A 25,097-nucleotide genomic window follows, 5' to 3' on the forward strand; every position below is an offset into this window, starting at 1 on the left:
CCTCGCGGTCAGTGTGAGATCAGGTAGCGGTCGAGGACCGGTCCGACGACGGCGAGGACGTCGGGTTCGATCATCTGGTTGTGTTCGCAGTCCACGGCGATCTCGTGGATGCCGCCGGTGACGCTGTCGCTCCACTCCTCCGGTGAATGGTGGCCGTTCGCCTGCGTCGCCTTGAAGAACAGCATGTCGCCGTCGAAGACGTCCGGGGTGAACTCGCGAAGGATCCGTGCGGAGTCGGTGAACCCGGCGTTGATGCGGCGCAGGTGGTCGGCGGTGAGTCCGGTGTCCTGCCCGAAGGATTCGTCGAGGAGTGTCACGGCCCGCTCGTACGTCAGCGACTCCTCCTCCGCGGCGGGCAGATCCAGGCCGAGACCGTGCAGCAACTCCCCCACGGTGAGGCTGTCGGGGGTGCCGTCGTCGACGCCGAGGTAGCTGTCCATGACGGCGAGGGTTTCGACGACCTCGCCGCGGGCGCGGAGTTCGACCGCGATCGCGTGCGCGATGACACCGCCGAGGGACCAGCCCAGCAGGTGGTACGGACCGTGCGGCCGGACCGCGACGATCTCCTCGACGTAGCGGTGCGCGAGGTCCGCGACGGAGGTGAAGCTCGGTCCGCCGCTGATGACCGGCAACTGCAGCCCGTACGCGGGACGGTCGTGGGACAGGTGCTGCGCGAGACCGGCGTAACCCCAGGACAATCCGATGCCCGGGTGGACGCAGAACAGGGGTGCCTTGGTGCCCTGGGTGCGCAGCGGGATCAGCACGCTCAGTGCCCGGTCCACCGGGGCGGTGCCGCCTTCGGTCAAGGCCAGTGCCAGTCCCCGCGGCGTGGGGTCGAGGAACACCGCCTGCAACGGCAGCGTGCGCCCCAGCCTCGATGCGAGGGCCGTCACCAGCCGGGTCGCGACGATGGAGTTGCCGCCGAGGTCGAAGAAGCTGTCCATCACGCCGACCTGGTCGACGTCGAGGACCTCCTCGAACACCGCCACCACGGCGTGCTCGGTCGGGGTGCTCGGCGGCTGGTACAGGTCCGAGCGGGACCCGAACTGCGGTGCGGGCAGCGCCCGGCGGTCGAGCTTGCCGACCGGGGTCATCGGCGCCTTGTCGAGGATCGTGACGGCCGCGGGGACCATGTGCGCGGGCAGCCGCGCGGCGACGTACGCACGCAACTCCCCCGGGTCCGGGGCGAGGCCCTCGGCGCCGACGACGTACGCGGCGAGCAGGGTGCCGCCCGCGGGGGCGGTGTAGCCGATGGTCGCGGCGAAGGAGACGGCAGGGTGGCCGGCGAGGACGGTGTCGATCTCCCCGAGCTCGATCCGGAAGCCCCGCACCTTGACCTGGAAGTCGCTGCGCCCCACGTACTCCACCGTGAAGGTGCCGTCGGCGGTGCGGCGCCACCGGACCACGTCCCCGGTCCGGTACATGCGGGTACCGGGTGCACCGAACGGGTTCGCGACGAACCGGCCGGCGGTCAGACCGGTCCGGTGGTGGTAGCCGCGGGCCAGACCGGGTCCGGCGATGTACAACTCGCCGGGCACCCCGACCGGCACCGGCTGCATCCGCCTGTCGAGGATCATCTCCTCGAAACCGATGGCGGGACGGCCGATGTCGACGGGACGGTCGGCGCCCATCGGGTCGCTGACACTGGCCTGGATGGTGGTCTCCGTCGGGCCGTAGCCGTTGAACATGCGCCTACCGCGGGACCAGATCGCGACCAGCTCCGGTGGGCACGCCTCACCGGCGACGGCGAGCACCGCCAGGTCACCGAGTCCCTCGTCGGTCATCGAGGACAGCGCGGTGGGTGTGATGAACGCGTGGGTGACCTGCTCACGCCGCAACAGGTCGGTCAGTTCGTCGCCGCCGAACACGGTCGGCGGGACGATCACCACGCGGGCGCCGGCACCGAACGCCATCATCAGCTCGAACACCGACGCGTCGAAGCTCGGCGACGCGAGATGCGACACCCGGGACGCGGGAGTCACCCGGAACCGGTCGTGCTCCTCGGCGGTGAGGTTCGCGATGCCCTGGTGGGTGATGATGACGCCCTTCGGCATGCCCGTCGATCCGGAGGTGTAGATCAGGTAGGCCGGATGCTGCAGGTGCAGCGGCGCGAGCCGGTCGGCGTCGGTGACCGGTGCCGCCGACCGGGATTCGAGGTCACGGTTCATCTCGTCGTCGAGGACGAGCCACGGCACGGCCTCCGGCAGGCCGCCGACACGGTCGGGGACGGTGACCCCGACGACGGCTGCGGAGTCGGCGAGCATGTACTCGATCCGTTCGGTCGGGTAGGTCGGGTCGACGGGCACGAACCCGGCGCCCGCCTTCGCGACCGCCCAGATCGCGACGACCTCCTCGATCGAGCGGGACAGGCCGAGCGCGACGAACGTCTCCGGGCCGACGCCGCGCGCGATCAGGGCCCGCGCCAACCGGTTCGACTCCTCGTCGAGTTCCCGGTAGGTGACCTGCCGGTCCTCGAACCGCAGGGCGACGGCGTCGGGATCGACCTGCGCGGCGGCGGAGAGCAGTTCCGGCCACAGCGCCGGGGTGCGGGCCGTGCGTCCCTGGGCGGGCGCGAACTCGGTGAGTTCACGCTCGCCGAGGATGCCGATGTCGCCGACGGCGCGGTCCGGGTCGGCGACGACGGCCCGCAGGATCCGCACGAACCGGTCGGCGAGACCGCGGACGGTGCCGGGATCGAACAGGTCGGTCGCGTAGTCGAGGGCGGCGGTCATCCCGGCCGGGGTGCCGTCGTCCTCGAACCGCTCGGCGAGGATCAGTTCGAGGTCCTCCTTCGCGACGTGGGTGGAGACGTCGACGGCGGCCGCCGTCAGACCCGGCAACTCCAGGTGCGGGGTCTGCGTGTTCTGGAACTCGAGTGACACCTGGAACAGCGGCGAGTACGCGGTCGAGCGCGGCGGATTCAGCTTCTCGACGAGCAGCTCGAACGGCAGGTCGGCGTGTGCGAACGCGTCGAGGTCGCGGTCGCGGACCTCGACGAGCAGGTCGGTGAACGAGACCGCCGGGTCGATGCGGGTGCGCAGCACGAGGGTGCCGACGAACATGCCGATCATCTCGTCGAGCGCGGGCTCGCCGCGCCCGGCGATGGGAGTGCCGACGGCGATGTCGTCGGTGTCGGCGATGCGGGCGAGCATCACCGCGTACGCGGCGTGCACGGCCATGAACACCGTCGACCCCGACGCGTGGGCGAGGTCGGTGACGGCGCGGTGCACGTCGCCCGGCACCGTGAACTCGACGCGGTCACCGCGCATCGTCTGCTGCAGCGGACGGGGCCGGTCGGTGGGCAGGGTCAGCACGTCGGGCAGGCCGGCGAGGGTGTCCCGCCAGTACCGCCACTGCCTGCTGATCAGGGAGTGCTCGTCGGCGTCGGAGCCGAGGACGCGGTGCTGCCACAGGGTGTAGTCGGCGTACTGCGCCGGCAGCGGCGCCCACTGCGGGGCCCCGCCCACCTCCCCCGGAGTGCCGCCGGTGCGGGACACGTACGCGGTCATCACGTCGCGGGCGAGGGTGGCGAGGGAGAAGCCGTCGGCGCTGATGTGGTGCACGACCACCACCAGTGCGTGCTCGTCGGGCCGCACGGTGAACAGGGCCGCGCGGACGGGGACGGCGGCGCTGACATCGAAGCCGGTGGCGGCGAACTCCGTGATCCGGCCCGTCAGGTCGGCCTCGGTGACGGTTTCCTCCGCGAACTCGGTCAGCGCGTCCGCGGTGTCGACGATGCGTTGCGTCGGCGACCCGTCGACGACGGGGAACATCGTCCGCAACGACTCGTGCCGGTCGAGGACGTCGCCGACGGCGGCGTGCAGCGCGGGCACGTCGAGTGCTCCGGTGAGCCGGACGGCGAGCGGGATGTTGTACGCCGGGGAGCTGGTGTCGAATTGGTTGAGGAACCACATCCGCTGCTGCGCCAGGGAGATCGGGACGTGCTCGGGGCGCGGTCCGGCGGTGAGGGCGGGTCGCGGCTCGCCGCCGTCGGCGGCGACGTGGTCGGCCTCGTCCAGGGCGCGGGCGAGGCTGCGCACGGTCGGCGATTCGAACAGTGCCCGCACTCCGACGGTGACACCGAGGACCGCGCCGAGGCGGGCGGTGACGCGGGTCGCGACGAGCGAGTTCCCACCGATGTCGAAGAAGTCGTCGTCGACGCCGACCCGGTCCCGGCCGAGGACGTCCGCGAACACCTCCGCGACGACCCGTTCGCGGTCCGTGGCCGGTGCCACGTAATCGGGTGCGGCGAGATCGAATCGGGGTTCCGGCAGGGCCCGCCTGTCGAGCTTGCCGACCGGCGTCAGGGGAATCTCGTCGAGGACGGTGATCGCCGCGGGCACCATGTGGCCGGGCAGGTGCCGCGCGAGTCCGGCCGTGAGGTCGCCGGGATCGACCCGGTGCCCGGTGGCGGGCAGCACGTAGGCGGCGATCGCGGTGTCCCCGGCGGGGCCCGGGACGGCGAGGGTGACGGCGAACCCGACGCCCGGCTGCGCCATCAGCGCGGTGTCGATCTCGCCGAGTTCGATGCGGAACCCGCGGATCTTGACCTGGAAGTCGGTGCGGCCCAGGTACTCCAGCGTGTACCCACCGTCGGCGGTGCCGATCTGGTTGTCGTCGGCGCGGGTCCAGCGGACCAGGTCGCCGGTGCGGTACATCCGCTCCCCCGGCGCGTACGGGTTCGCGACGAACCGTCCGGCGGTGAATCCGGGCCGGGCGTGGTAGCCGCGGGCCAGGCCGACACCGCAGATGTACAGCTCGCCGGGGGCGCCGACCGGAACCGGTTGCAGGTGTTCGCCGAGGACGAGTTCCTGGACACCGCGGATGGGTCCGCCGAGGGTGATGGGGCGGTCCGGTGACATGGGCGCGCTGATGTTCGACATCACCGTCGTCTCGGTCGGGCCGTACGCGTTGTGCAGGCGCCGCGCCCCGGGCGCCCCCGGGTCCGGGGCCGCCCACCGGGTCACGAGGTCGGGCGGGCAGGCCTCGCCGCCGAACACGACGTCGGTGAACTCGTCGAGACCGGCGGGGTCGACGGTCGCGAGGGCGGCGGTGGTGACGAATGCGTGGGTGACGCGTTCGGACTTGACGAGCTGCGCGAGTTCGGTCCCGCCGTAGACGGTCGTCGGGGCGATCACCATGGTCGCGCCCGCGCCGAACGCCTGCAGGTACTCGAACACCGCCCCGTCGAAGCTGGGGGTGGAGAAGTGCAGGGCGCGGGAACCCGGTGTGGCACCGAACCGGTCGAGCTGGTCGCGGGCGAAGTTGTCGAGTCCGGTGTGGGTGACGACGACACCCTTCGGGGTGCCCGTCGACCCGGATGTGTAGACGAGGTACGCGGCGTTGGTGAGGGCGATCGGCGCCGACCGGTCGGCGTCGGTGACCGCAGCCGCGGACTCCCGCTCGCACCGGTCGGCGAACGCGGGATCGTCGAGGAGCAGCCACGGCATCGAGTCGGGCAGCGTGTCGCGGTGACCGCTGGTGGTCAGGCCGACGGCGGCGCCGGAGTCGGTGAGCATGTGCGCGATGCGTTCCGGCGGATAGCTCGGGTCCACGGGGACGAACGCGGCACCGGTCTTGGCGACGGCCCACATGCACAGCACCGACTCCTCCGAGCGGGCGATGCCGACCGCGACGAACGACTCCGGGCGCGCGCCGAGCCCGATCAGGACCCGGGCGAGCCGGTTCGACCGGTCGTCGAGCTCGCGGTAGGTGACCTCGCGGCCGGCGGCGGTCAACGCGACCGCGTCGGGGTCGAGTGCCGCGCCGTCGGCGAGGAGCTGCGGCAGCGTCCGGATCGACTGCCCGGCCGGTCCGGTGACGGGCAGCAGGTCGGCGGCCTCGTCCGCGCGCAGGGCGTGCGCGTCGGCGATGCGGGTGTCGGGGGCGTCGGCGAACAGCAGCAGCATCCGCTGCACGCGGTCGGCGACGACGGCGACCTCGCCGCGCCCGAACGCCTCCGAGTACTCGAACTTGAGGTTCAGCCCACCGGTGTCGGAGGCCACCAGCGCGAGCGGGTAGTGCGCGGAGTCGCGGCCGTGGATGTCGGCGACGCGCATCCCGGCGATGTCGGTCTCGGCGGTGAGCCCGGCGCGGTCGACGGGATAGGACTCGAACACGGTCAGGGTGTCGAACACCGAGCCGGGACCCGCGGCCTGCTGGATCGCGGGCAACCCCAGCAGGTGGTGGTCGAGCAGCGCCGCCTGCTCCGACTGCAGGCGGTCCAGGAGCCCGCCGAGGGTTTCGGCGGGGTCGAGGCTCACCCGGACGGGGATGGTGGTGATGAACAGTCCGACCATCGACTCGATCCCCGGGATCTGCGGGGGCCGGCCCGACACGGTGGCACCGAACACGACGTCGCTGCGGCCGGTGAGGGCGCCGAGGACGAACGCCCACGCCGCCTGCACGACCGTGTTCACGGTCAGTCCACGGGACCGTGCGAGGGCCCGGATCCGGTCGGCGGCGTCCTCGGGCAGCAGTGTCTCGTACTCGCGGGACCCGGCCGGCGCGGGCTGGCCGGGAGCGGTCGGGGCGAGCAGTGTCGGCTCGCCGACGTCGGCGAACAGGTCCCGCCACACCGCGGTGGACGCGGCCGGATCCTGCCCGGCGAGCCACCCCAGGTAGTCGCGGTAGGACCGGACCCGCGGCAGGACCGTGTGGTCGCCGTCGGTGGCGTACAGGGTGAGCAGGTCCCGCAGGATCAGCGGCGTCGACCAGCCGTCGAGGAGGATGTGGTGGTTGGTGAGCACCAGGTGGTGCTCACCGGGCGCGACGGTCACCAGGTGCAGTCGCAGCAGCGGCGGCGCGGACATGTCGAATCCGGCGCCGCGGTCGGCGTCCCGGAGTGCCCCGAACCGGGTCTCGGCGGCGGCGGGATCGGTGCCGCGCAGGTCGGTCACCGTCCAGGGCAGCACCGCCCGCGCGGGCACCACCTGCGCGGCGTGGCCCGCGTCGTCGACGACGAATCCCGCGCGCAGGTTCGGATGCCGGTCCAGCAGCGCCTGCCCGGCGCGGCGCATCCGGTCGGCGTCGACGTCGCCGACCAGGTCGAGCGTCAATTGCACGACGTACGGGTCGGTGGCGTCCTCAACCAGCCGCGACTGGAACAGCAGGCCCGCCTGCAGCGGCCCCAGCGGCCACACGTCCGCCAGCGTCGGGTAGCGGTGTTCGAGATCGTCGATCTCCGCCTGGCCGAGTTCGACCAGGCCGAGGTCGGAGGGGGTGAGCCCGCCCGCGGCGGGGTCGGTGGCGTGCCGCGCGACGGCGGTCAGCGCCTGCACCCACAGTTCCGCGAGCAGGGTGACCTCCTCGGCGGACAGCACCCCGGCCGGGAAGTCCCAGGTGGCGCGCAGCCGCGGACCGTCGGGGCCGCCGAGGGTGACGGCGTTGACGTCGAGGACGGTGGTCACCGGCAGGTCCGGTGGGGGTGCGTCGTCGAGGGTGACGTCGGAGACGGGCAGCCACGCCGCGTCGGAGTCCGTGCCTGCCGCGCCGGCGAGCCGGCCCAGGTAGTTGAAACCGATCTGCGGGTCCGGGGTGTCGGCGAGCGGTGAGTCCCCCGCCGCCGGGTACCGCAGCAGCCCGAAACCGATGCCGTGGTCCGGGGCGGCGAGGACCTGTTCCTTGACGGCCTTGATCGCGGCGCCTGCGGCCGGTCCGGCGTCGAACGCCTCGTCGACGTCGACGCCTGCGAGGTCGAGGCGGACCGGATGCATCGTCGTGAACCAGCCGACCGTGCGGGACAGGTCGGCGTCTCCCGACCCGTCCTGCGCGACGGCCGCGGGTTCGCGGCCGTGGCCCTCCAGGGTGACGAGGGTGTCGGTGTGGGCCTGTCCGCGGTCGGTGCGCCACCGGGTCACGGCCAGGGCGAGGGCGGTGAGCAGGCCGTCGCCGACGCCGCCGTGGAACGCGTCGGGGACGGCGGTCAGCAGCGCCTCGGTGACCTCGGGGGGCACCTCGACGCTGACGCGGTCGAGGGTGCCGGCGACGTCGGCGGCCGGGTCGAGGCGGCGGGCACCGAGCGCTGGGTCGGGTGCGGCGAGCACACGGCGCCAGTGGCCGATCTCGCCGGTCCGGTCCGCGGCGGCGAGGGCGTGCGCCCACCGGCGCATCGAGGTGCCCACCGGCGGCAGGTCGACGGGTCGGTCCTCGCCGAGCTGCGCCCACGCGATCGCCAGGTCGGGGACCAGGATCCGCCACGACACGCCGTCGACGGCGAGGTGGTGCACGACCAGCAGCAGCCGGCCGGCGCCGGTCGGCGGGTCGAACCGGACGGCCTGCAGCAGCACCCCGGCCTCGGGGTCGAGACGGCCCGCGGCGTCGGCGAGCGCGATGTCGGCGACCGCCTCGAACGCCGCGCCGGTGACGGCGTCGACGGGCACCCGGGTCAGCACCGAACCGATGTCGACGCTGCCGGGCGCGGCGACGGCCACGGTCCGGGAGGCGCGGTCGAGGCGGGCGCGCAGCATGTCGTGCCGGTCGACGACCGCGCCGAGGGCCGCGACGAGGCGGGCGTGGTCGGCGTCGGCGGGCAGGGTGAGCAGCGCCGTCTGCGTGTAGCGGCCCAGCCCCGCCCCGCCGGCGTCGGCGCGGTCGAGGAGCCACCGGACGATCGGGGTGGCGGGGAACGGTCCGACCCCGCCGCCGGGCAGTTCGTCGAGGACGGGCGCCGCCACCTCCGCGGATTCCGCGACCGCGGCGAGCGCCGCGACCGTCTTGTGCTCGAACACCTGCCGCGGCGTCAGGTGCAGTCCGGCGTCCTTGGCGCGGGCGACGAACTGGATGGACATGATGCTGTCGCCGCCGAGCGAGAAGAACGAGTCGTCGACGCCGACCCGGTCGAGGCCGAGTACCTCCGCGAACAGCCCGGCGAGCGTCGACTCCGATTCGGTGGCGGGGTCCCGTCCCGCCCCGACCGCGGCACCGAAGTCGGGTTCCGGCAACGCCTTCCGGTCCAGTTTCCCGTTGACGGTCAACGGCAGCGCGTCGAGTTCGATCAACGCCGCGGGCACCATGTGCGCGGCGAGTTCCTCGCCGAGGAACTCCCGGAGGCCGTCGCGGTCGAGGACGGTACCGGGCTCGGGAACCAGGTACTCGACGAGCCGGACGCGTCCGGCGCCGTCGTCGTGGGCGACGGCGACCGCCGCGGCGACACCGGGGAATCGCAGTGCCGCGGACTCGATCTCGCCGAGCTCGATGCGGAAGCCGCGGATCTTGACCTGCAGGTCGCTGCGGCCGAGGTACTCGAGCCTGCCGCTGCGGTTCCACCGGGCGAGGTCACCGGTGCGGTACATCCGCTGCCCCGGACGGCCGGACGGGTCGGCGACGAACCGGGCCGCGGTCAGGTCGGGGCGGCCGAGGTAGCCGCGGGTGACCTGGTCGCCGGAGACGTACATCTCCCCCACCACGCCCGGCGGCACCGGACGCAGTCGGCGGTCGAGGACGCTGACCCGCAGCGCAGGCAGGGCGCGACCGACGACGCTCGCCGACGACGACGCCGCGAGGTCCGCGGTGAGCGGCAGCCGGGTGACGTGCACCGTCGTCTCGGTGATGCCGTACATGTTCACGAGCGCGGGTGAGGCGGCAACATACCCCGTCGCTGCGCTCGCCCCGGCGCCGTGCCGCTCGTACCAGCGCCGCAGCTGCGCGAAGTCCAGTGCCTCACCACCGAAGACGACGTACCGCAACGCGGTGAGCGGCTCGCCGCCGGCGGTGCGTTCCGCCTCGGCGATTTGGTAGAACGCGGTCGGGGTCTGGTTGAGGACGGTGACGTGTTCGCGTTCGAGGAGGGCGAGGAACAGGTCCGGGGATCGGGAGGTGTCGTGGTCGACGACGACCAGCCGTCCGCCGTGCAGCAGCGGACCCCACAGTTCCCAGACGGAGAAGTCGAACGCGGCCGAGTGGAACATCGTCCACACGTCGGTCTCGTCGAATCCGAAGGTGTCGCGGGTGTTCTCGAACAGGGTGAGCACGTTGCGGTGCGGCACGAGGACGCCCTTGGGGCGGCCGGTCGAACCGGATGTGTAGATGACGTAGGCGACGGTGTCCGGGGTGAGTGGTGCGCGGCGGTCGCGGTCGGTGAGGGGCCCGTCGGAGGCGGAGCGCAGGGCCGCGGTGACGGCGGGATCGTCGAGCGCGACGACGGGCACGTCGGAATCCGGCAGCCGGTCGGCGTCGACGACGGTGGTCACCGTGCACACGGGTGCCGCGTCGGCAAGGGTGAACGCGTGCCGTTCCGCCGGGTGGCCGATGTCGAGGGGAAGGTAGCCGGCGCCGGACTCGACGACGGCGAGCAGGGCGACGACGAGGTCGATGCCCCGCGGCAGTGCCACCCCGACAAGGGTTTCCGGGGCGGCGCCCGCGTCGATCAGGACCCGGGCGAGGCGGTTCGCCCGCGCACCCAGCTCGGCGTAGGTGAGGGTGACGTCCCCGCAGGTGACCGCCGGGGCGTCCGGATACCGCCGGACCGCGTCCGCGAACGCGGCGGCGAGGGTGGTGTCCGGGGCACGGCGCCCGGGCGGGTTCCACTCCCCGGCGATCGCGTCGAGTTCGGCGGCGGTGCACAGGTCGACGTCGCCGACGGGACGGTCGGGGTGCGACTCGAGGTCGGTGAGCAGCCGGGTGAACCGGTCGGTGATCGCGGTCGCGGTGACCTCGTCGAACACGTCCGTCGCGTAGGTGAGGGTGCCGGCGATCCCGGCGGGGGTGCCGTCGTCGCCGAACGTCTCGGCGAGCGTGAACTGCAGGTCGAACTTCGCCACCGGCAGGTCCGGTTCGACCGGTGTCACGGTCAGGCCGGGCAGTGTCAACGTCGGCAGTTCGTTGTTCTGGAACTCGATCAGCACCTGGAACAGCGGGGTGTGGCTGGTGGAGCGATCCGGTGCGAGGGTGTCGACGAGCACCTCGAACGGCAGGTCGGTGTTCTCGAAGGCGGCGATGTCACGGGCCCGCATGTCCCCGACCAGGTCCCGGAACGTCGACTCCGGCGGGACCGGGCTGCGCAGCACCAGGGTGCCGACGAACATGCCGACCATCTCGTCGAGCGCGGCGGCGCCGCGGCCGGCGACCGGGGTGCCGATCGCGAGGTCGTCGCTGCCGGTGATCTTCGACAGCAGCAACGCCAGCGCGGCGTGCATCGCCATGAACATCGTCGCGCCGCGGCTGCGGGCCAGGTCGGCCAGCGCCCGGTGCGTGTCCGCGTCGATCCGCAACGGGACCCGGGCGCCGACCATGTCCCGCCGGGTGGGCCGCGGGCGGTCGAGCGGCAGCTCGAGCACCTCGGGCAGACCGGCGAGTTCCCGTGTCCAGAACGCGAGTTCGGCGGCGTGCCGCGAGCCGGGGTCGTCGGGGTCACCGAGCAGGTCCCGCTGCCACAACGCGAAGTCGGCGAACTGCACGGACAGCGGCTCGCGGTCGGCCGGGTCGTGACCCTCCAGCCGGGCCTGGTAGGCGGCCATCACGTCCCGGGCCAGCGGCGCCATCGAGAACCCGTCCGCGCAGATGTGGTGCACCACGATCGCGAGGGCGGCGTCGCGGGGACCGGTGACGAACAGGGCCACCCGCACCGGAACCTCGGCGGTCACGTCGAATCCGCCGCCGACGAATGCGGCGAGGCGGGCGGGCAGGTCGGCCTCGGTGACGGTCCGCACGTCGAGGTCGGACAGTTCCGGGTCGAGCACGCGCTGCTCGGGTTCGCCGTCGTCGCCCATCGGATAGACGGTGCGCAGCGACTCGTGCCGGGCCTGCACGTCCCGCAGCGCCGCGGCGAGGGTCGCGACGTCGAGGTCGCCGGTGAGCCGGACCGCGAGCGGAATGTTGTAGGCCGGCGAGGACGTGTCGAACTGGTTGAGGAACCACATCCGTTGCTGCGCAGGCGAGAGCGGCAGGTGTGGCGGCCGCGGCCCCGGGGCCAGCGGTGGGCGCGCACCGGACCCGGCGGCCGGGTCGGCCGCCAGGGCCTCGGCGACGTCGCGGACCGTCCGCGCGTCGAACAGGGTCCGCACCCCGACCGGTGCGCCGCGCGTCGCGGTCAGGCGTGCCGCGGCGCGGGTCGCGATCAGCGAGTTGCCGCCGAGGTCGAAGAAGTCGTCGTCCGCGCCGACCCGGTCGACGCCGAGGACGTCGGCGAACACGTCGGCGACCGTCTGCTCGAGCGGGGTGGACGGCGGCACGTACCGGGCGACGGCGAAGTCGGGTTCGGGCAGTGCGCGGCGGTCGAGTTTGCCGACGGGGGTCAGCGGGATCCGGTCGAGGACGGTGACCGATTCGGGGACCATGTGCGCGGGCAGCCGGCCGCGGACGAAGTCGCGGACCTCGGACGCGGTGGGTGTGCGCCCGTCGGTGGTGACGTACGCGGCCAGGTGGGTGTCGTCGCCGACCTGGTGGGCGACGGTGACCGCGAACGTGACGTCGGGGTGCGCCGCGACCGCCGAGTCGATCTCGCCGAGCTCGATGCGGAATCCGCGGATCTTCACCTGGAAGTCGCTGCGGCCCAGGTACTCGAGGGTCGGGGTGCCGCCGTCGACGTTCCACCGCACGAGGTCGCCGGTGCGGTACATCCGCTCCCCGGGCGCGTACGGGTTCGCGACGAACCGGCCCGCGGTCAGTCCGGGGCGGCCGTGGTAGCCGCGGGCCAGGCCGGGACCGCACAGGTACAGTTCGCCGGGCGCGCCTGCGGGCACCGGCTGCAGCCGCGACCCGAGCACCACCTGGTGGGCGCCGAGGACGGGACCGCCGATCCCGACCGGCTCCCCGGCCCGCAAGGGCGCGCTGATGTCGGCCATGATCGTGGCCTCGGTGGGGCCGTAGCCGTTGAAGAAGCGCCGGCCGGCCCCTCCCGATACGTCGCCGACCCAGCGGGCGACCAGCTCCGGTGGGCACGCCTCGCCGCCGACCAGGACGGCCGCGAACTCGTCCAGACCGGCCGGGTCCACCGTCTCGAGGCCCGCGGTGGTCACGAACGAGTGGGTGACGTGTTCGGCCGCGATCAGGTCGGCGAGTTCGGTGCCGCCGTACACGCCGGGTGGGGCGATCACCATGGTCGCGCCCGGACCGAACGCGAGCAGGTAGTCGAGGACCGCGCCGTCGAAACTGGGTGACGCGAAGTGCAGTGTGCGGCTGCGGTGGTTGGCGCCCATCCGCCGCTGCAGCTCGTGGGTGAAGGCGTCGAGGCCGCGGTGGGTGACCACGACCCCCTTCGGGGTGCCGGTGGATCCGGACGTGTAGATGACGTAGGCGGCGTCGTCGGCGCGCAGCGGCGACCGCCGGTCGACGTCGGTGACCGGCGCCGCCGACACGGACGCGAGCATCTCGCCGGTGTCCGGGCCGTCGAGGCACAGCCAGATCACCTGCTCCGGCAGCCGGGTCTCGGTGTCGGCGAGGGTGACCCCGAGGACCGATCCCGAGTCGGTGAGCATGTGCGCGACCCGGTCGGGTGGGTAGTGGGGGTCGACCGGGACGAACGCGGCACCGGTCTTGGCGACCGCCCACATCGCGGTCACCGAGTCGGCGGAGCGGGCCAGGCACAGCGCGACGGCGGTGCCCGGTCCCGCGCCGCGCGCGATCAGCGCCCGCGCCAACCGGTTCGACGTCGCGTCGAGTTCACCGTAGGTCACCGACCGCAGCGGGCCGTCGGGGTCGGGTCGGTGGCGCAGCGCGACCGACTCCGGTCGGGTCCCGGCGGCGTCGGTGAGGATCTGCGGCAGGGTCCGACGGGCGTCGGTGGGCAGCCCCCGCGCCGGTGCGAGGAGGGACTCCTCACCGCCGGTGAGCAACCGCAGCCGCGGCAGCGGCAGGTCCGGGTCGTCGACGAGGGTGCGCAACACCCGCGCGACCTGCCCACCGAGCCGCTCGACGAGACCCCGGTCGAACACGTCCGGGAAGTACTCGAGGTCGAGGGTCAGGTGCTCGTCGTCGGAGGCGATCAGGGCCAGTGGGTAGTGCGCGGCGTCGGCGGTGTCGTGGACGTCCTGCACCCGCATGCCCGCGATGTCGGTGTCCGCGGCCAGCGCGTCGCGGTCGATGGGATACGACTCGAACACCGTGAGCGAGTCGAACACCGCTCCGGGGCCGGCGGCGTCGACGATGTCGGACAGCCCGACATGGTGGTGGTCGAGCAGGGCGGCCTGCTCGGCCTGCAGTCGTTCCCCCGCCTCGACGAGCGTCTCGTGCGGATCGAGGGTGACGCGCACCGGCAGTGTGTTGATGAACAGGCCGACCATCGACTCGATCCCGGGGATCTGCGGGGGCCGCCCGGCGACGGTGCCGCCGAACACGACGTCGTCGCGGCCGGTCAACTCCCCCAACGTGATTCCCCACGCCAGCCGGATCATCGTGGACAGGGTGATGCCGCGGTCGCGGGCCAGGGCCCGCAGGCCGGTGGCGACCTCGGCGCCGAGGTCGACCCGCACCTGCCGGGACGGGTCCGTGGAGCCGGCGCCGTGGTCGAGGAGGGTCGGGTCGGTGGCCCCGGCGAGCGCGTCCCGCCACGCGTCCAGCGACTCCGCCGTGTCCCGGCGGGACAGCCAGCTCAGGTAGTCGCGATACGCGTGCACGCGGGGCAGGTTCGTGTCGTCGCCACCGGTCGCGTACAGGGTGAGCAGGTCACGCAGGACCAGTGGCATCGACCAGCCGTCGAGCAGGATGTGATGGTTCGTCAGGACGATGTGGTGTTCGTCGGCGCCGGTGCGGATCATCGTCAGCCGCAGCAGCGGCGCCGTCGCCATGTCGAATCCGCGGGCCCGGTCCGCGGTCATCAGCCGGTCCAGGGCCGCCGCCCGTTCCTCGTCCGGCAGGCCGCTCAGGTCGACCTCCTCCCAGGGGAGGTCGACGTGGCGGTGGACGACCTGCACCGGCCTGCCGGTGTCGTCGGGGACGAACGCGGCCCGCAGGTTGGGATGCCGGTCCAGCAGCGCCTGCCCGGCGCGGCGCACCCGCACCGGATCGGCGCCGCTCGCCACCACCGTCAGCTGCACCGTGTACGAGTCGACGGACCGTTCCTCGACTGCACCCGACGCCGCTGCCTCGGCGTGGTACAGCAGGCCCGACTGCAGGGGCGTCAGCGGCCAGATCTCCTGCAGCCCCGGGTGTGCGGCCTCGATGCGGTCGATCGCCGGCTGGTCCAGGTCCATCAGGTCGAGGTCGGACGGGGTCAGTCCGCCGGCGTCCGGTCCGGCGACGTGCCGGGCCAGCGCGGTCAGCGCCGACGTCCACAGGCCCGCGATCTCGGTGACCTCGGCGGCGGTGAGCACCCCCGCCGGGTAGGCCCAGGTGGCGCGCAGCACGGGCCGGTCGCCGTCCATCGTGGTCACCGCGTTGACGTCGAGGACGGACGCCAGCGGCATGTCCCGGTCCTGGACGCGCTGCATGTCCACCTCGCCCGCCGGGGTCCACGCCGCGTCGGCGCCGCCCGCCGCCAGGTCGGTCGCGAACCGGCCGAGGTAGTTGAAGGTGATCTGCGGCGCGGGATGTCCGGCGAGTTCGCGGCCGGCAGCCGGGTCGAGGTAGCGCAGCAGGCCGTAGCCGACGCCGCTGTCGGGGATCGCGAGCAGTTGTTCCTTGACGGCCTTGATCGCGGCGCCCGCGGAGCGTCCGCCCGCGAATGCGTCGTCGAGGTCGAGGTCCGGCAGGTGCAGGCGCAGCGGGTGCAGGGAGGTGAACCATCCGACGGTGCGGGACAGGTCGGCGCCACCCACCACCTGGTCCTCGCGGCCGTGGCCTTCGAGGCCGAGCAGGGTGCCGCCCGAGACGTCCTGCCCGTGGTCGTGCCGCCACCGCGTCACCGCCAACGCCAGCGCCGTCAGCAGTCCGTCGGCGACGCTGCCGTGGTACGTCTCGGGGACCGCGGTCAGGACGGCGTCGCTGACGTCGGCGGGCACCTCGACCGTCAGCCGCTCGGCGGTGGACTCGACGTCGAGGGCCGGGTCCAGGGGGCGGGAGCCGAGCACCGGGTCGGGGCCGGTGTGCACGGACCGCCACAGGTCCAGTTCGTCGCGCCGGGATCCGGCGGCGTCGACGAGGGCGTGCGCCCACCGCCGCATCGAGGTCCCGACCGGCGGCAGTGCCGGTTCCTGCCCGGCCGTCACGTGCGACCACGCGATCGCCAGGTCCGGCACCAGCACCCGCCACGACACGCCGTCGACGACGAGGTGGTGCACGACCACCATCAACCGGTCCTCACCGGTGGCCGAGTCGAGCCACACCACCTGCAGCATCACCCCGTTCACCGGGTCGAGCCGGTCCTGGGCGGCGTCGAGGACGGCGAGGGCCGCCGACTCGTACTCGGGAGTGCCGGGCACCGACCGGACGGCGACCCGCCGCACGCAGGAGCCGGCGTCGACGGCGCCGACCGGCCGTGCCTCCATCACCGGTCCCACCGCCGGGTCGTCGATCCGCAACCGGGCGCGCAGCATGTCGTGCCGGTCGAGGACCGCCTGGACGGTCGCGACGAGCGGGTCGAGCGAGGTCAGGTCGCGGGGTGCGCGCAGCAGCGTCGGCTGCGACATCCGGTCGAAGCGGCCTTCGCCGGGCCGTTCGGGGAGGCCGCTGCGCTCGATCAGCCACCGCACGATCGGGGTGGGCGGCATGTCTCCGACACCGCCGCCGGGCAGTTCCTCCAGCTCCTGCACCGGGGCATCGCCCGCCTCCGCGACGGTGGCGAGCGCGGCGACCGTCTTGTGCTCGAACACCTGCCGCGGCGTCAGCGCGACACCGGCGTCCTTGGCGCGGGCGACGAGCTGGATCGACATGATGCTGTCGCCGCCGAGAGCGAAGAACGAGTCGTCCACACCGAACTCGGAGACGTCGAGGCCGAGCACCTCGGCGTACAGGGCGGCAAGGGTGTCCTCGACGGGGCCGGTCGCGGCGCGGCGGGTGGTGGCGCGGGCGGCGAAGTCCGGCTCGGGCAGGGCGCGGCGGTCGAGCTTGCCGACCGGGGTCAGCGGCAGGTCGTCGAGGACGACGAGGGCGGCGGGCACCATGTACGGGGCGAGTTGCGTGGCCGCGAACGCCAGCAGGTCGTCGATGTCGACGTCCACGCCGGCGACAGACGGGACCACGTACCCGACCAGGCGGGGCCGTCCGGCGCTGTCGGGATGCGCGACGACGACGGCGCGGGCGACGGAGTCGTGGCGGGTCAGCGCCGACTCCACCTCGCCGAGTTCGATGCGGAAGCCGCGGATCTTGACCTGGAAGTCGCTGCGCCCCAGGTACTCCAGCGCGCCCGTCGCACCGCTCGGATCGCCCGTCCAGCGCACCAGATCGCCGGTCCGGTACATCCGGCCGCCGGTGAACGGATCGGCCACGAACCGCTCCGCCGTGGTGCCGGGCCGGTTCCGGTACCCGCGGGCCACGCTCGGTCCCGTCACGTACAGCTCCCCCACCACGCCCACCGGCACCGGCCGCAGCCGCTCGTCGAGGACGACGACCGCGCCACCGGTCGGGGGCCGGCCGATGGTCACCGGCCGGTCCGGGTCCATCGGGCCGGTGACGGCGGCGACGACGGTGGCCTCGGTCGGGCCGTACGCGTTGAACATCCGCCGGCGCCCTCGGGAACTCGGGTCGGTCGGTGCAGCGGCGACCCACTGCCGTACCAGTTCCGGCGGGCAGCTGTCCCCGCCGGTCGCGACGCACCGCAGATCCGGGACCGCGTCCGCGTCGACGGAGCCGAGAGCGGCGGGCGTGACGAAGGCGTGCGTGACCCGTTCCCGGCGCAGCAGGTCGGTGAGGTCGGCGCCGCCGATCACGTCCGGTGGCGCCACGACCATCGTGGCTCCGGCACCGACCGCGAGCAGCAGTTCCAGGATCGACGCGTCGAAGCTCGGCGACGAGAAGTGCAGGGTCCGCGCGTCGCGGGTGATCTCGTAGCGGCGGCGTTCGTCGGCGGCGAAGCTCGCCAGGCCCCGGTGCGTCACCACGACGCCCTTGGGGACACCGGTGGAGCCCGACGTGTAGATCAGGTACGCCGGATTGTCGGTCCGCAGCGGCGCGCGGCGGTCGGCGTCGGTGACCGTGCCGGCGGCGAACGCGGCGAGGTCGGGATCGTCGTGGGTGACGGCGGTGACGCCGTCGGGGACGAGGTGACGCTGGTCGGCGCGGGTCAGCGCCAGCACCGCACCCGAGTCCTCGAGCATGTGCAGGATGCGGTCCGCCGGATAGTTCGGGTCCACCGGCACGAACGCGGCGCCGGTCTTGGCGACCGCCCACACCGCGAGCACCGACCGCGTCGACCGCGGCAACGCGACCGCGACGACGGTGTCGGGTGCGGCGCCGAGCGCGATCAGCCGGCGGGCCAGCCGGTTCGACTCGGCGTCGAGGTCCCGGTACGTGAGCGCGGTACCGTCGCCGCCGTCGACGAGAGCGACACCGTCGGGGTTCTCGGCGACCGCCGCCGCCAGCAGCTCAGGGAGGGTGCGCGGCGGAACCGGTTCGAGTCCGCGGACCGGCGCGAGCGCCGCGATCGTTCCCACGTCGAGCAGGGCTGCGTCCCCGACCGGCGCGTCGGGCGCGGCCGTCACCGCCGCGACGATGCGGCGCAGCCGCCGGGACAGTTCGTCGATCGTGCCGGGGTCGAAAAGGTCCGTCGCATAGGTGAATCCGGCGTCGATGCCGGCGGGGGTGCCGTCCGGGTCGAACCGTTCCGTGCAGGTGAGCTGCAGGTCGAAGTTCGCGATGGAGGTGTCGAGGTCGACGGCCGAGACGGTCAGGCCGGGCAGTTCCAGCCGGGCGCGTTCGGTGTTGCGGAACTCGAACATCACCTGGAACAGGGGCGAGTGCGCGGTGCTGCGCTCCGGCGCGAGCACCTCCACGAGCCGCTCGAACGGCAGGTCCGACTGGTGGAACGCCTGCAGGTCCCGCTCCCGGACCGCGGAGAGGAGTTCGACGAACGAGGCGCCGGGCCGGACGTCGGTGCGCAGCACGAGGGTGCCGACGAACATGCCGACCATGTCGTCGAGTTCGGGCTCGCCGCGACCGGCGATCGGGGTGCCGACGGCGATGTCGGTGGTGCCCGAGGAGCGGGCGAGCAGGAGCGCGAGCACCGCGTGCATCGCCATGAAGACGGTGGTGCCACGTTCGCGGGCCGTCGCGATCAGCCGCCGGTGCAGTTCGGCGTCGATGGTGAACGGCGCCGCCGCGCCGCGCAGCGACTGCACCGGCGGCCGCGGCCGGTCGGTGGGCAGCGGCAGCAGGTCCGGGAGGTCGGCGAGGGTGGTGGTCCAGTAGTCGAGCTGCCGGGCCATCAGGCTGTCCGGGTCGTCCGCGGAACCGAGGACGCGCTGCTGCCAGAGCGCGAAGTCCGCGTACTGCACCGGCAGCGGTGTCCACTGGGGCACCAGTCCGGCCGCGCGGGCGCCGTAGGCGGTCATCACGTCCCGGGCCAGCGGCGCCATCGAGAATCCGTCGGCGCAGATGTGGTGCAGCACGATGACGAGGACGTGCGCCTGCGGTGCGGTGCGCAGCAGGGACGCCCGCAGCGGCGGCGCGCCGGTGACGTCGAAACCGTCCGATGCCAGTGCGGTGATCCGCTGCGGCAGATCCGATTCGGGGATCGGGACCGCCGCCAGGTCGAGCGTGACGTCGCCGGTCGCGAGGACCTCCTGGGTGGGGGCGCCGTCGACGAGCGGGAAGCGGGTGCGCAGAGCCTCGTGCCGGTCGAGGACGTCGGTGACTGCCGCTGCCAGCGCGGCCTCGTCGAGGTCGCCGTCGAGGCGGATCGGCATCACGATGTTGTACGCCGGCGACGTGGTGTCGAACTGGTTGACGAACCACATGCGTTGCTGGGCGAGCGCGACGGGGACCGGGGTGGGGCGCGGCTCCGCTACCAGTGGCGGCCGGTCCGCGGCGGCGGCCGTCGCCGACTCGACCCGCAATGCCAGCGTCGCCACGGTCGGCGCGTCGAACACCTCCCGGACCCCGATGCGGCCGCCGAGTGCCGCGTTCGCGCGAGCCACCAATCGGGCCGCGATCAGCGAGTTGCCGCCGAGGTCGAAGAAGTTGTCGTGCACGCCGATGCGGGGCACGACGGCGCCTCCGTCGCGGGGCGCCGCAACGAGGTCCGCGACGATCGCGCACAGGATCTCCTCGACCGGGTTGCGCGGCGCGACGAACTCCGCCGACGACACCACGAACTCGGGCTCCGGCAGCGCCTTGCGGTCCAGCTTGCCGGTCGCGCCGAGGGGGAACTCGTCGAGGACGAACACCTGCGCCGGCACCATGTAGGCGGCGAGTTCCGCCCCCGCGGCCGTGCGCACCGCTGCCGGGTCCACCTCGGTGCCGGGTTCCGCGACGACGTACCCGATCAGCGATTCGCCGGTGATGTCGTCGTGGTGCACCACGACGACGGACTGCGCGACCCCGTCGGCGGCGAGCAGCGCGGCCTCGACCTCGCCGAGCTCGATGCGCTGTCCGCGCAGCTTGACCTGGAAGTCGCTGCGTCCCAGGTACTCGAGGACACCGGCGCTGGGCCGCCCGGGTGCCCGGCTCGGCCGCTCCAGCCAGCGGACCACGTCACCGGTCCGGTACATCCGTGCACCCGGCTCGGGCGCGAACGGGTCCGCGACGAACCGGTCCGCGGTCAGGTCCGATCGGCCGACGTAGCCGCGGGCGATCTGGACGCCGGCGAGGTACAGCTCACCACGCACCCCGACGGGGACCGGGTGCAGCCGCGAGTCGAGGACGTAGAGGCGGGTGTTCCACACCGGGGACCCGATGGGCACGGTGGCCGTGTCGGCGGCGGACGTCTCCCAGTAGGTGACGTCGACGGCGGCCTCCGTCGGACCGTACAGGTTGTGCAGCGCCGCACCGCAGAACCGGCGGAACGTCTCCGCGGTCGCGGGCGGCAGCGCCTCGCCGCTGCAGAACACGCGCAGTAGGCCGGCGCACTCCTCGGGGCGCGCCGCGGACAAGAACGTCGCCAGCATCGACGGCACGAAGTGCATCGTGGTGATGTGTTCGGAGGCGACGACCCGGGACAGGTAGTCGGGGTCGCGGTGGCCGTCCGGGGCCGCGACGACGAGCCGCGCCCCGGTCGTCAGGGGCCAGAACAACTCCCACACGGACACGTCGAACGTCACCGGTGTCTTCTGCAGCACCGCGTCGGACGTGTCGAGCGGGTAGGTGTCCTGCATCCACTGCAGCCTGTTCACGATCGCACGGTGGGTGACCTCGACGCCCTTCGGCCGCCCGGTCGACCCGGACGTGTACAGCACGTACGCGGCCGAATCCGGGTGCGGCTCCGGCAGTGCGACGCTGCGCTCGGCGGTGTCGTCGAGTTCGTCGAGCAGCAGCAGCGGCGCGTCCTCCGGTAGGCGGTCCCGCATCGCGGACGTGGTCAGCACGATCGCCGGTGCCGCGTTGTCGAGGACGTACCGGATCCGGGCCTCCGGGTGGTCCGGGTCCAGCGGTACGTACGCCGCGCCCGCCCGGACCGCGGCGTGGATCGCGACGAGCAGGTCGTCGGAGCGCCGCAACGCCACCGCCACGCGGGCACCCGGACCGACCCCGCGCGCGGCGAGCACCCGAGCCAGATCGTCCACCCGCGAACCGAACTCGTCGAAGGTCCAGCGCCGGTCCGCGAACACCAGCGCAACGTCGTCGGGGGTGCGTGCCCGCTGCGCCCGCACCAGCGCGGGCAGGGTGTCCGCCGCGACGGGATTCGCGGTGTCGTTCCAGTCCTGCACGACCCGGCGACGCTCGTCGGCGCCCACCACCGGGAGATCCCCGACCACGGCATCCGGGTCGGCGGTCACCGACTCGAGCACCCGGACCAGTCGATCCGCCATCGCCGACATCGTGGTGTGCTCGAACAGGTCCTTCGCGTACGCGAACTGGGTCTCCAGCGGACCGGGGGTGCCGTCCGCGGCGGTGTGCTCGGTGACGATCACCTGCAGGTCGAACTTCGCCGTGCCGGTGTCGACGTCCTCCACGTCCGCGGTGACCCTCGGCATCTCCAGGTGTGCGTCGACCGCGGCCTGCAGCACCAGCATCACCTGGAACAGCGGTGAATGCGCCGTCGTGCGGGTCGGGTTCATCGCGTCGACGAGCACCTCGAACGGCAGGTCGGTGCGGCTCAGCGCGGCGAGGTCGTCGGCGCGGACCCGATCCAGCAGCGCGGTGAACGGTTCGGCGGCGTCGACCTGCGCGCGCAACACCAGGGTGCCGACGAACATGCCGACGAGGTCGTCGAGGCCCGCCTCCCCGCGCCCCGACACCGGGGACCCGATGGAGATGTCGGATTCGCCGCTCGACCGGGCGAGCAGCACCGCCAATGCCGCGTGCAGCACCATGAACAGGCTGGTGCCGCGGTCGTGGGCGAGGGCCAGCAGCCGTGCGTGCAGGTCGGCGTCGAGGCTGACGTCGACGGTCCCGCCGCGCATCGACGCCCGCGCGGGGCGCGGCCGGTCGATCGGCAGCGACAGCACCTCGGGTGCACCGGCGAGGGTGTCGGTCCAGAACCCCAGCTGCCGCGCCATCAGGCTGTCCGGGTCGTCCGCCGACCCGAGTAGGTCCCGCTGCCACAGCGCGTAGTCCGCGTACTGGACCGGCAACGGCGACCACGCCGGGGCGCGGCCCTCGACCCGGGACGTGTACGCGGTCAGCACGTCCCGGGCCAGGGGGCCCATCGACAGTCCGTCCGCGGCGATGTGATGGACCACCAGCACCAGCACGTGGGTGGTCGGCGCGATCCGCAGCAGTGTCGCGCGCAGTGGTGTCGTCGAGGTGACGTCGAACCCCGCCGTCGCCAGGGCCCGCACCCGCGGCCGCAGCCGGTCGACGGGGACGTCCACCGGTGTCAGGTCCGGCGTGGCCTCGGTGGCCGACCGCACCTGCTGGACCGGTCCCGTCGGCGTGTTCGGGAAGACGGTGCGCAGCGTCTGGTGCCGGTCCACGACGTCACCGAGCGCGGCGGTCAGGGCCGGGACGTCCAGTTCGCCGGTGAGCCGCACCGCGATCGGGATGTTGTACACCGCGGAGGTCGTGTCGAGCTGGTTGACCACCCACATCCGCTGCTGCGCCAGCGACACCGGAACGGGGGTGTCGTGCAACCGGGCCTCGAGGGAGGGGCGGGCCGTCGCGAGGCCGGCCGCGTCCGCGCGGAAGGCCACGGCCGTCACCGTCGGTGCCTCGAACAGGTCCAGCACCCCCAGCGACGTCCCGAGCGCCGCGTTGACCCGGGCGACGACACGGGTGGCGATCAGCGAGTCGCCGCCGAGGTCGAAGAAGCTGTCGTCGGCACCGACCCGGGCCGCACCGAGGACCTCCGCGAAGACGGCCGCGACTCGGCGTTCGGTGTCGCTCGTCGGCGCACGGTACGCGGCGGCGGTGGTGTCGAAACGCGGCTGTGGCAGCGCGCGCCGGTCCACCTTTCCCGCGGGCGTCAACGGCAGCTCGTCGAGGACGACGAGGGCGGTCGGAACCATGTGTGCGGGCAGCGCCGCCGCTGCCCGCGCCAGTAGCGCGGCCTCGTCGACGACCGCGCCCTCGGCGGGCAGCACGTACCCGACCAGGGCCATGTCCCCGGAGGGGCGCACGTGTCCGGTCGTGGCGGCGAACGCCACCGTCGGGTCGCTTCGCAGCACCGTGTCGATCTCGCCGAGTTCGACGCGGAATCCGCGGATCTTGATCTGGAAGTCGCTGCGCCCCAGGTACTCCAGCTCCCCTTCACCGTTCCAGCGCACCAGGTCGCCGGTCCGGTACATCCGGCCGCCGGTGAACGGATCGGCCACGAACCGTTCCGCCGTGGTGCCCGGCCGGTTCCGGTAGCCGCGGGCCACGCTCGGACCCGTCACGTACAGCTCCCCCACCACCCCGACGGGCACCGGGTGCAGCCGCTCGTCGAGGACGAGCGATCCGCTGCCACAGGACGGCCCGCCGATGGTGACCGGGCGGTCCGGCGTGAGGGGGGCACTGATCCCGGCGACGACCGTCGTCTCCGTCGGACCGTACGCGTTGAACAGCTCTCGGCCCCCGGTCACCCACTGCCGCACCAGTTCCGGCGGGCAGACGTCGCCGCCGGTGATCACGCACCGGAGGTCGTCGAGCCCCGTCGCGTCCACCGACGCCAGTGCGGCGGGGGTGACGAAACCGTGGGTGACGTTCCGCAGCACCGCCCGCAGTTCCTCGCCGCCGTACACGGTCGGCGGCGCGATCACCATCGTCGCGGCGGAGCCGAGGGCGAGCAGGAACTCCAGGATCGACGCGTCGAAGCTCGGGGACGAGAAGTGCAGGGTGCGGCTGTCCGCGGTCACGCCGAACCGGTCCCGCGCCTCGTGCATCAGGTTCGCCAGGCCGCGGTGGCCGACGATCACGCCCTTCGGCAGACCCGTCGACCCGGAGGTGTAGATGAGGTAGGCGGCGTCGTCGAGGTGTGTACGCACGGACGGCGGGGACGTGGGTGCACCGTCCCAGTCGATCTCGTCGACGTCGAACCACTCGACGAGGTCCGGCACCTGGTCCCGGTGCGCGCGGACCGTCAGGCCCAGGGTCGCGCCGGAGTCGACCAGCATGTGCTCGATGCGGTCCGGTGGGTAGTTCGGGTCCACCGGGACGAACGCGGCTCCGCACCGGACGACCGCCCACAGCGCGGTCACCGATTCGATGGACCGCGCGATCGACAGGGCCACTACGGTGCCGGGTCCGGCGCCGTGCCGGGCCAGGATCGCGGCCAGGACGTCGGCCCGGGCGGCGAGCTCACGGTAGGTGAGGCGCCGCTCGCCGTCGACGACGGCGGTGCGGTCCGGCCCCGACGCGACGGCGTCCGCGATCAGCTCCGCGAGGGTGTGTGGCTCGGTGGGATGTGCCCCCCCACACCGGGCAGAGGGCGTCCGATTCGGTGGTGGACAGCACCGGGATGTCACCGGTGGCGAGTTCCGGGTCGGCGACGACGGCGGCGAGAACACGTTCGAGGCGGGCGACGACGGCCGCGACCGCTTCCGGCGCGAACACGTCGTTGGCCTCGTGCGCGATCAGGGCGGGCGTCGGGCCGGGACGGTACTGGAGCACGAGATCGGCGTCGCACGGATCGGTGTCGGGGGCGGTGACGGCGACGGCCGGAGCGGGAAGGTCGAGTGTCGCGGCGAGGCGCGACAGTGGTGTCGCGGCGT

General features: G+C 73.3%; 1 protein-coding gene. It reads right to left on the bottom strand.

Annotated features, from left to right (window positions below; translation table 11 throughout):
• Positions 1-8: 8 nt before the first annotated feature.
• Complete coding sequence (locus ACFSJG_RS15800; protein ID WP_378486181.1) at positions 9-24,851, bottom strand: non-ribosomal peptide synthase/polyketide synthase; 24,843 nt, start codon at positions 24,849-24,851, stop codon at positions 9-11.
• Positions 24,852-25,097: the final 246 nt, after the last annotated feature.

The organism is Rhodococcus gannanensis (genome assembly GCF_042681175.1).
GTDB classification, from domain to species: Bacteria; Actinomycetota; Actinomycetes; order Mycobacteriales; family Mycobacteriaceae; genus Rhodococcus_G; species Rhodococcus_G gannanensis.